The sequence below is a fragment of the Paenibacillus sp. MAEPY2 genome, from assembly GCF_000499205.1.
GTDB classification, from domain to species: Bacteria; Bacillota; Bacilli; order Paenibacillales; family Paenibacillaceae; genus Paenibacillus; species Paenibacillus vandeheii.
Window position 1 is genome coordinate 1 of record NZ_AWUK01000074.1, and the last position, 9,760, is coordinate 9,760.

General features: G+C 46.9%; 12 protein-coding genes. 6 read left to right on the top strand and 6 right to left on the bottom strand.

Going from position 1 to position 9,760, the window contains the following annotated elements; translation table 11 throughout:
* Positions 1–94: 94 nt before the first annotated feature.
* Positions 95–1,165 (bottom strand): M23 family metallopeptidase, encoded by a 1,071-nt coding sequence (locus P364_RS0133880; protein WP_024634401.1) that lies wholly within the window; start codon positions 1,163–1,165, stop codon positions 95–97.
* A 203-nt stretch (positions 1,166–1,368) separates the two neighbouring features.
* On the opposite strand from P364_RS0133880, the gene lipA reads away from it, so the two are divergent.
* Positions 1,369–2,268, top strand: coding sequence for a lipoyl synthase (gene lipA, locus P364_RS0133885; RefSeq protein ID WP_024634402.1), 900 nt, complete (start codon positions 1,369–1,371; stop codon positions 2,266–2,268).
* A gap of 14 nt (positions 2,269–2,282) precedes the next feature.
* Positions 2,283–2,666 (top strand): YutD family protein, encoded by a 384-nt coding sequence (locus tag P364_RS0133890; RefSeq protein ID WP_236642253.1) that lies wholly within the window; start codon positions 2,283–2,285, stop codon positions 2,664–2,666.
* A 28-nt stretch (positions 2,667–2,694) separates the two neighbouring features.
* On the opposite strand, the gene P364_RS0133895 is transcribed toward P364_RS0133890, so the two are convergent.
* Positions 2,695–3,498, bottom strand: a complete 804-nt coding sequence (locus tag P364_RS0133895) for an NAD kinase (protein ID WP_024634403.1) — start codon at positions 3,496–3,498, stop codon at positions 2,695–2,697.
* A 104-nt stretch (positions 3,499–3,602) separates the two neighbouring features.
* The gene (gene ylbJ / locus P364_RS0133900; RefSeq protein ID WP_024634404.1) at positions 3,603–4,856 is read right to left on the bottom strand and encodes a sporulation integral membrane protein YlbJ; all 1,254 of its coding nucleotides are present in this window, start codon (positions 4,854–4,856) and stop codon (positions 3,603–3,605) included.
* 560 nt (positions 4,857–5,416) lie between these two features.
* On the opposite strand from ylbJ, the gene P364_RS0133905 reads away from it, so the two are divergent.
* Together P364_RS0133905 and P364_RS0133910 are read left to right on the top strand one after the other, a co-directional pair.
* A complete protein-coding gene (locus P364_RS0133905; RefSeq protein WP_024634405.1) occupies positions 5,417–5,794 on the top strand; it encodes a globin domain-containing protein in 378 nt (125 codons plus the stop codon).
* 36 nt (positions 5,795–5,830) lie between these two features.
* Positions 5,831–6,562: a DUF2225 domain-containing protein gene (locus tag P364_RS0133910; protein ID WP_024634406.1), complete on the top strand. Its 732-nt coding sequence runs from the start codon at positions 5,831–5,833 to the stop codon at positions 6,560–6,562.
* A gap of 17 nt (positions 6,563–6,579) precedes the next feature.
* On the opposite strand, the gene P364_RS0133915 is transcribed toward P364_RS0133910, so the two are convergent.
* Positions 6,580–6,813, bottom strand: a complete 234-nt coding sequence (locus P364_RS0133915) for a hypothetical protein (protein WP_024634407.1) — start codon at positions 6,811–6,813, stop codon at positions 6,580–6,582.
* Complete coding sequence (locus tag P364_RS37175; protein WP_079348954.1) at positions 6,810–6,980, bottom strand: YycC family protein; 171 nt, start codon at positions 6,978–6,980, stop codon at positions 6,810–6,812. The genes P364_RS0133915 and P364_RS37175 overlap by 4 nt, the downstream gene beginning before the upstream one ends.
* 117 nt (positions 6,981–7,097) lie before the next feature.
* Between P364_RS37175 and P364_RS0133925 the strand changes: the two genes are divergently transcribed.
* A complete protein-coding gene (locus tag P364_RS0133925; RefSeq protein WP_024634408.1) occupies positions 7,098–8,897 on the top strand; it encodes a M3 family oligoendopeptidase in 1,800 nt (599 codons plus the stop codon).
* A gap of 273 nt (positions 8,898–9,170) precedes the next feature.
* Positions 9,171–9,584: a hypothetical protein gene (locus tag P364_RS0133930; RefSeq protein WP_024634409.1), complete on the top strand. Its 414-nt coding sequence runs from the start codon at positions 9,171–9,173 to the stop codon at positions 9,582–9,584.
* A gap of 80 nt (positions 9,585–9,664) precedes the next feature.
* Here the strand turns inward: P364_RS0133930 and P364_RS37180 are convergent.
* Positions 9,665–9,760 (bottom strand): small, acid-soluble spore protein, alpha/beta type (locus P364_RS37180; RefSeq protein WP_152532786.1); only part of this gene is annotated, 96 nt, incomplete at its 5' end.

Sequence of the window (9,760 nt, forward strand, 5' to 3'; positions counted from 1 at the left end):
AGGCTTTTGCAGGGCTCTCTTAATGGAGGCCCCGCTTTGCATTAAACATATTTTATTGTGAAATATGCAGTTTCATCATTTATCCAGATTTAGCTCATTGGCTTTTGGCTTTCTTCTGTTTACGTTCTTCCTGCTCCCAGTGCCTCAGATGCGGATAGGGGTCGAATGACCATTCGTGTAACCCGCTGTCCCGATAGATGCCATAATGCAAATGAGGAGGGAACTTGCCCTGCGTACCCGGTTTTCCATACCCTGAGCTGCCTACCCAGCCCAAAATCTGACCAGGGGTAACCACTTCGCCGATATGGGCGTTTTTATCGAAGCCCGATAAATGAGCGTAATAGTGGTAATGGTTGTTCAAATCACGAATGCCGATACGCCAGCCGCCAAACGGATTCCAGCCTTTGATTTCCACAACGCCGTAACAGGTACTGCGCACAGGCAGTCCATGTGGTGCAAAAATATCCGTGCCTTCATGAATACGGTACCCGCCCCAGCTGCGTTTGGTGCCCCAAGTGCTGCGATACGAATAGTTGGTTCCGAGCGGGACGGGAAAGGCGTGTCCAAACAGATTGAGGCTGTCAAAATGCTCATATAACTTCGCGAATTGTTGAATGCGCTGCACAGCCCTGGAGTTATGATAATATTCCCACAGAGCGATGTTGAAGTCCTCCGGCTTGGTCCCATAATTCTGAATAATGGAAGCCATGCTGTAAAGTACATCCAGATCATTATTGGCATCTGCTACACCGTCACCGGAACCGTCACGACCATACCCATTAAAAAAGACAATTGAACCCGGATGTTGATCCGTCTCGTCAGGATTTAGCCAGCCTCTCCAGGCTGGGGAGGTCATGAATATGCCAGTCAGCCTTTCCAGGTGTTTACGATCCTTCGGATGTGCACGCGAGATCGTTCGTTCATATTGATCGATTGCCGCGAGCCTGTACCAGGGAATGTGGGTCATCTGACCAATGCTTTCATACAGATGTCGGCGCGCAGCGAAAATGTCCTCTGGTTTCTGCTCTACAGCCTGAGGTTTGGAATCAGCGGCGGTGGGTTCACCGTAAACATCAACAGGCAAGAATGGGAGAAGCAGTGTGCCTGCAAGCAATGTTTTGATCCAAAAGGAATAAGTTAACCGCGATGTAAAGCCATCCTGCACAGGGAAGCAGCCCCCTTTCCATTGAGATGATGCACATGGTGCCCGGTGAACCAAGCTATAACCTAGCGTTCTTCAAAAGTCTTCATTTTATCCATGTAAGACATGAATGCACAAGATGTGACAAATGGGGGTTTTTCCAACGCTTTCATGGTATAATATGTTCCGAGCAACAGCCTAACTTCAGTAGAAAGAAGGTTTATGCATTGGCTAAACGTGTTAAAGAACCGAAACCGGACTGGATTCGGATCAAATTGACAACCGGCGATAACTATCAGGAAATGAAAACGATGATGCGTTCCAAAACGCTGCATACAGTATGTGAGGAAGCACGGTGCCCGAATATTTACGAATGTTGGGCCAATCGGACGGCTACGTTTATGATTTTGGGCGACATTTGCACACGGGCATGCCGTTTTTGCGCGGTGAATACCGGCTTGCCAACGGAACTTGATCTGCAGGAACCAGAACGCGTGGCAGAAGCAGCAGAACAGATGAATCTTCAGCACTGCGTAATTACGAGTGTGGCTCGTGACGACCTGAAGGATGGAGGAGCAACGATCTTTGCAGAGACGGTAAAGGCGGTTCGTCGTCGTTTGCCATTATGCAGCGTAGAAGTGCTGATTCCGGACTTTTTGGGTGATCGGGATTCCTTGCAGATCGTGATGGATGCCAAACCGGACATCTTGAACCATAACATCGAGACAGTAGAGCGGCTATCGGACAAAGTCCGTGCCAAGGCGAAATACAAGCGTTCACTCGAACTGCTTGCTCGTGCCAAGGAAATGCAGCCAAATATCCCAACGAAATCGAGCATCATGCTTGGTGTAGGTGAGGAATATCATGAAATTTTGCAAACGATGGATGATCTGCGCGCTGTGGATTGTGATATTATGACGATTGGTCAATACTTGCAGCCATCAGAGAAGCATCTGTTTGTGGAGAAGTATTATCCGCCAGAAGAGTTCGCGGCATTGAAGCAGGAAGGACTGAAGCGAGGATTTAGCCACGTCGAATCCGGACCTATGGTCCGCAGCTCCTACCACGCCCATGAACAAGTGAAATCCGCTGCGAAAAATACGGAAAAATCGGCATCTCACGCATGATGGAGGAGACAGGTTTGGAAGAAGAAAAAAGTTCAGAACAGATTCAGGAATCGGTTCAGGAGCCTGTACAGGACAAACCTCAAGAACCGGTTATTGTTCAAATCGGCGGAAAGAATTATGAAATTGTGCAGAACCACAAAGACGGCTGGAATCCTGAAGTCTTCCGTGACCGTTACAGCGAAGTGCTGGAGCGGTACGATTACATTATTGGGGACTGGGGTTACAGCCAGCTGCGGTTGAAAGGTTTTTACCGGGACAACCATCCTAAAGCAACAAAGGATTCCACGATCTCCAGCATGGTGGACTATATCAATGAATATTGCAACTTTGGCTGTGCATACTTTGTACTGCAGAAGAGCAAAGATCAGCCTCAAGCCAAAGCAAAAAGCGGTTCCTGAAAAGGACCGCTTTTTCTTTTGCATATGATTAGTCCAAAAAAGCTGTACGAACCCTGTTCCAAAACGGATAGGGACGGAAACGGGCGAAGCTGACCTTGTGACGGGCCACCTGACAGCGTACCGATATGAGATCTTCCACCATAACGTTTACGTGGTCAATGGTCAGCAGCAATCGCTGATCCTTGCGTGAGAAGATATCACAGTGATGGTGCTTGGGCAAAATAACCGGTGAACCCAGCGTCCGATAGACGCGGTTATTGATTGAAGCAATCTCGGCGATTTGAATAGCCTCGATCGTGGGATGCACCATGGCGCCGCCAAGCGCCTTGTTGTAGGCCGTACTGCCCGAAGGTGTAGATACACAAATTCCGTCTCCCCGGAACATCTCAAACGTAACGTCGTTAATGTCGACCTGCGCGACGACTGTACCGTCTACACCTTTTAACGTAAATTCGTTCAGTGCGATATAAGAGGTGTTGCCCGACTTTTTACGAATCTCAAGCTCCAGCAGCGGATACTCCACTATTCGGGGTTTGAGTCGTTCGGGGTCTCCTTTACCACTCATCAATCGAACCAATTCACGCAATTCTTCCTTCTTCCAATCGGCATAAAAGCCGAGATGGCCTGTATGAACCCCAACAAAAGCAATGTCCGGGATGCGGTCGATGAAATTGTGAAATGCTTGCAGCATCGTACCATCGCCTCCGATGGAGATGACAATCTCCGGCGATTCTGCATCCAGCTTAAACCCTTCCTCTTTGGCCAGCGCATGAAACTGCTGACTGAGATCAATCGATAACTGGTCTCCGCGGTCTTGAACATAGTATCTCAAGATGAAAGCTCCTTTGTGGTCATTATACTACCGATGATAATCAATTCCAGAGAAGAACACAATGTCGGATTGATATTCAGTTGAATATAAACGAACTGAATGGCTCATTTTTTCATACGTCGGGGTAAGAAAAAGGAACTCATCAGAGAAAGCATCAGTAGTAAAAGGATTATGCCTCCCCATACAGCCGCTCCTGAAAACAGGATCTGTCCCCAGTCTGGTGTATACAAAGATAATTCCGGCATGCCACCGGTTTGGAACAAAACAGGCGTTTCCAAATCACCCATCATCGGTAACCACAGCAACAGTACAAGTATGGGTGCAATCAAAGCATGGATGGCTCTGGCAAACAGAAAGGGGCCATATCTCATTGGAGTGCTGCTCAGGACACTCATAATTTGGGCATGAACGGATAATCCTCCCCAGGAAAGGACGAAGGCAGCAGCGGCAGCTTTATACACGAGTGGAATGGATATGCCGGCCCCTCCTGCTTCTTTGGCTCCCAACGTGACTTCGAATAATCCGCCTACGAGGCTATGAGATAAGGCTGGAGGAAATCCCGTATATAGAAGCAATTGTTCCGTAATCGCATATAATCCGCCGAGCCATCCGGTTTGCACGAGTAACTCCATCATGACGGAGAAGAATACAACTAACCCTCCTACGATAATAATAAGGCGAAGGGATGAGGAGATCGCTTGGCGTAACAATTCACCAAATGCCCGTCCATCCGCCTTTCTTGCCTCGTGCATGGCATAAATGGCTCGGATTAGCCTGTTTCTGTGAACCTCTTTGGAGGTGCTGGGAGAATCGATAGTTGACGGTTGATTCTTAACAGAGCCGCCGCCATGGAACCGCATAAGCAGGCCCACAAGAAAAGCAGCACCATAATGCGATGTAACCAGTATTGGAGCGATAGCGACATTATGAAAAAAACCGACCGATACGGCTCCAATCATGAAAATGGGATCGGATGATGTGGTGAAGGCAACGAGGCGTTCACCTTCTTCCCGAGTAACCAATTTTTGCTCCCACAATTGTGCGGTCAATTTGGCTCCAGTGGGATAACCGGAAGCACAGCTGACGGCAAACACAAAGCCGCCGCTCCCGGGAACACGAAATAGCGGACGCATAAGTGGATTTAAGAGGGTACCCAAAAAATGAACAATGCCGAATCCGAGGAGCAGCTCGGATAGCACCAGAAAGGGAAAAAGGGAGGGGAAAAGCACGTCCCACCAAATGGATAGTCCACGAACACCTGCATGCCAGGTTTCCACCGGAAACAGCACCATCAACACACACAGGATCAGGAGAGCTAGTGGGATCAGGACATGGGTGATTCGTTGTGAAGCGGCCATGAATTTTTCTCCTTTATTTTTGGAATGGTCAGTGTGCAGCAGAGCGTTCGTACGTTTGCCATCAATATATGAGACAAAGCGGACAAACAGTACAAATTAATGTTTAGAAAGCGCTTGCAAAAGTGGCTGTGTTTTTAAGAGATGTATGCTAAAATAATAAAAACGCCTGAACGTCACCTCATATGTTCTAGAAGGTGGAATTAAATCGGATGGAGTGATGATTATGAGTCTTGTCACCGGAATCCTGGTTTGTGCTTTTGTTTATGTTATACGTGCCTCGCTTGTGCGCTCTGAAGAAGAGGACTGGCGAAGTTATTAATGAAATATCTGGTGCGCCAAACCTCACGTTTGGCGCTTTTTTTGTGCCTTCAGTACGAGATAGACCTGTACGAGTCGTGGCTAAGTGGATCCATAACCCTTTCATGTTATATAGGACTTTTGGGATTTTTTTGATAGAATGAAGATAAAGGCGTTCTTGGCCTTGTTCTTGAATCTCCTTTCATAATTAAGCATGGGAGTGTAATATATGTCAAAATTCGACACTGAAAGGAGGGTAAACAATGAATCCAAGTTTGAGCATCTACGACAATCTCGGTGGGGAGGCAGGCGTTCGCGCACTGGTTGAAGCTTTTTATCCGATTGTTCAGCAGAATGAGAAGCTGGCACCTCTTTTTCCAGAGAATATTCAGCCGGTAATCGACAAGCAATACATGTTTTTGTCTCAATTTTTCGGTGGACCAGCATTATTTTCCGAGGCTTTTGGTCATCCAATGATGCGTGCCCGCCATATGCATTTTGAAGTGACGGTTGAACGGGCAGAAGCTTGGCTCGCATGTATGGATCAGGCGTTGACACAGGTTGGTGTGGAAGAGCCGTTGCATTCTTTCGTCCTGCAGCGATTGTCGGGGCCAGCACATCATTTTGTGAATACACCTTAGTTCCGATTACACGCATATGGGAGAGGGATGGACGGAGTGGAATTAGAGCCCCTGTATAAGGTAAAGGTGAAATGTCATTATTGCGAGACCGAGTATGACACCTCACGCGTAAGACCAAGCTTGAAACGGCCATACCGGACGGATTCCGATTTTTGTGCTTACTACAAGCGGGAGAATCCGGATTTCTATGTTGTACGAATCTGTCCGGCGTGTGGATTCGCTTCGACGGAGAATTCGACAGAACAATTAAACGAAAAACAGCGCAAGGATTTCAAGGAGCAAATCGGCAATCGCTGGGTGAAACGAGATTATAGCGGTGCTCGGACACTTGAACAGGCGATGGATTCATACAAGCTTGGATTGTTGTGCGCTCAAGTTATTCAGGAGAAAGATCGTGTCGTTGCGGGTCTGCTGCATCATATTGCCTGGCTGTATCGGTATATGGAGGATCATACCCAGGAAAACCGCTTTCTCGAATTTAGCCTTGATGCTTACGTAAAGGTTTTTGAACGGGAAGGTACTGGCGGTAATGAAGCCAAGCTGTTGTATCTGCTGGGGGAGTTGAATCGCAGGGTAGGTCGTTTCCATGAGGCTGTAAAATGGTTCGGCCGAGTCATCCATGATAAGCGCATTACCGATGCTGCCATGATTCGTTCTTCACGGGAGCAGTGGGCATTGCTGCGGGAACAGATGATTTCGGGCAAAATGGAGTTGCCAGCTGAAATGATTGAAGCAGACAAAGAGGCTACGAAACGTAGCCCCATTTGATAAGTGACAGTTGTTCTCTAATTGCGGACAGGACGACTGGATAGCAAGTAATCACTATCGTTGTCGACGACAGTCATACTGGTATTACAACAAGGAAAGACCAGCAATTTCTTTTTGCCTTCACGAATGCGTACAAGCTCCTTCGGTTTGAGTGGCAGCAGTACATTGTTCGCATGGCAGTACGGACATTGCTGTACATAAATGTCCCCCATTACAATATCGTATGGCCAGCTGTTCTCAAAGGGAATCATTCTTGCTCGCCTTCCGTAGAGGCAGGTTTAGCCGCTTCTTGTTTGGCCAGTTCGGCGATTTTCTGCATCAGGATATGCTGCGGCATATGCATCAGATGTTCGAGGGGAACACCTAGAGATTCTGCTAATTTGACGGCTGTGTCAGCCGAGACTTGTAAAGGTTTCATACGATGACCTCCTGAAATAGCTTAAACTATTTCTCTAGTATAGAGATATAGCGCTTATAAAACCAGTTCTAATTCAAGGTTAATTATACATTCTACTGAGAGAGGGGCCTTATTTAAATGAAAACACCATTACAACCCGTCTGGGATCTGGAGTCCATTTTTAGTGGAGGATCTGCCTCCGAATCATTCGCTGCTTATTTAATTGAGCTGGAGCAGGATGTACGCAAGCTGCAGGTCCTTTTGAAGGAAACACCTGCGCCCAAGTCGCTGGAAGAAACATATGCGTTCGACCCGATCCTGGAACTGCTGCAGAGCTGTTATATGCGAATTTCGGAAGGGTCTGCATTTGTCTCCTGTCTTTCTTCACAAAACCAAAATGATAAAAAGGCAGTTCAGCTTCAGGGAACCATGAGTTCTCTTGGCGCGATGTTGAACAGTACCAAGTCCCAATTCGATAATATGCTTAGCCAGACGACAGACTCGGTGTGGGAAGCATGGATTGCCCGGGAGAATATTCAGCCGCTTGCCTTTGCACTGAACGAGAGCCGTACGCAAGCTCGTGAGAAGCTGTCTCCGGAGCTTGAAGGACTTGCACTTGATCTCGGCGTAGATGGTTACCATGGCTGGGGCAAATTCTATAACACCATTGTAAGCAAAGTTAACATTCCATTTGAACAAAATGGTGAAACGGTAATGCTGTCTGCAGGTCAGGCTGCTAACAAGCTGAGCGACAGTGACCGTAATGTACGCGAAACTGTATTCGCTAACTGGGAACAGGCTTGGACTGATGTCGAAGACTTCTGCGCAGATACATTGAATCATCTCGCTGGCTTCCGTCTCAAATTGTATGAGAAGCGTGGTTGGGATGACATTCTCAAAGAACCATTGGCGATTAACCGGATGTCGCGTCAGACGCTGGATACAATGTGGAACGTAATTAATGGTGCCAAACCTGCATTGGTTCAATATTTGGAACGCAAGGCGAAACTGCTCGGTGTAGAGAAACTCAGCTGGAGTGACGTTGATGCACCAGTAGGCAAGTCTGGTGGAAAAGTCACCTATGATGAGGCGGCTATCAATATTGTGGATCAATTCGCCAAGTTTAGTCCCAAACTTTCCAAATTTGCAGAGATGGCGTTTGAGAAACGCTGGATTGAAGCAGAGGACCGTCCTGGCAAGCGTCCAGGAGGATTCTGTACTTCATTGCCACTCAGCAAAGCAACACGTATTTTCATGACCTTCTCTGGGACGCCGTCGAATGTGTCGACACTTGCCCATGAACTCGGTCATGGCTATCATCAGCATATTATGGAAGAACTGCCGGCCTTGAATCAACGATACGCCATGAATGTGGCGGAGACGGCTTCTACCTTTGCTGAACTGATTGTAGCGGATGCCCTGGTTCAGTCCGCAACGGATGAGCAAGAGAAGCTCGCTCTGCTTGAAGACAAGATTCAACGAAGTGTTGCGTTCTTCATGAATATTCACGCTCGTTTCCTGTTCGAGAATCGGTTCTATGAGCAACGCAAAAAAGGTTTGGTGAATGCAGATGAGCTGTCCAAGCTCATGGTGGAGGCACAGCAGGAAGCATTCTGTGGTGCACTTGCATCCGATCATCCGCATTTCTGGGCATCCAAGCTTCATTTCTATCTGACAGGTGTACCATTCTACAACTTCCCGTATACGTTCGGATATATGTTCAGTGCAGGCATCTATGCCAGAGCGCAGGAGGAAGGCACGGCATTTGCCGATAAATACGATGATTTGCTGCGGGATACGGGCCGAATGACGGTAGAAGATCTGGCTCAGAAACATCTGGGTACGGATCTCACGCAACCTGATTTCTGGCAAAATGCTGCGAACCTGGTCATTGCCGATATTGATCAATTTCTTAAGATGACAGAATCCGCTAAATAGGATGCCTATATATGTAACGGGGCTGCAAAACTGTGTAAACGCACACAGGTTTGCAGTCTTTTTTATCCTTTTTTTATATTTGTCTTCTGCTAAATAATTTGTCGCAATTAAGAGAAATAACTCGCTTGAAGGACGCAAAATGGCAATTAATTGTGCAAATTATAGTTATATTTACCCAAGTTTGTTTGTCTTTGTTGAATGACCACATATGTTGTCATATAATGAGTCGTAAGTCCTTGTTTTGTAGGATGAAGTGCACAAAGGAGGAGCGTTATGGTAAAAATTGACCAGCTTTCATTAGCACGACAATTGGATTTGGTGTTCAAAGAGCTTGATCATGAATTATCAGGTTTAGATTCAGGTGTAGTTTTTGTGCAAATACGAAATAATGTTATTGGAAAGTTTGGAATTCGACATAATCCGATAACCGGACGTGATGGTCAAATGGAAGTGGAGGACGGTGGATTAAACGAAACCCAGCGCTCTTCTTTCCGTGCAATGGCACTGGAGACTTTAAAATTCAAGCGTAATTGGACTCATGGAGAAATTGCATATGACTTTACAGTAAGACAAGGGATGATTTTGGTTGATGCCACGATGGAGTCCAACTATAATATGGCGAACCTGATGATTCGTTATCCTAGAACCAATACATACATGGATTCAGGCATGGAGTCGACTTCTTAATTGTGATGAGCACACAGGAAAGCGGCACTTCCGAGGAAGGCCGCTTTTTGTTGTTGCATATACGAGCGCGAATTACGAGCTTACGAACGACCCGATAATTGCTGCTCAGCGATTTGGACCAGACGTTTAGTGATGTAACCACCCAGAGAACCTGTCTCACGGGAAGTGTAGTTACC

Bases quoted from the DNA above. Each gene is read 5' to 3' on its own strand.
- ylbJ (WP_024634404.1), bottom strand. From the start codon at position 4,856: ATGGCCGCTTCACAACGAATCACCCATGTCCTGATCCCACTAGCTCTC.
- P364_RS0133905 (WP_024634405.1), top strand. From the start codon at position 5,417: ATGAATCCAAGTTTGAGCATCTACGACAATCTCGGTGGGGAGGCAGGC.
- P364_RS0133925 (WP_024634408.1), top strand. From the start codon at position 7,098: ATGAAAACACCATTACAACCCGTCTGGGATCTGGAGTCCATTTTTAGT.
- P364_RS0133930 (WP_024634409.1), top strand. From the start codon at position 9,171: ATGGTAAAAATTGACCAGCTTTCATTAGCACGACAATTGGATTTGGTG.
- P364_RS37175 (WP_079348954.1), bottom strand. From the start codon at position 6,980: ATGAAACCTTTACAAGTCTCGGCTGACACAGCCGTCAAATTAGCAGAA.
- P364_RS0133915 (WP_024634407.1), bottom strand. From the start codon at position 6,813: ATGATTCCCTTTGAGAACAGCTGGCCATACGATATTGTAATGGGGGAC.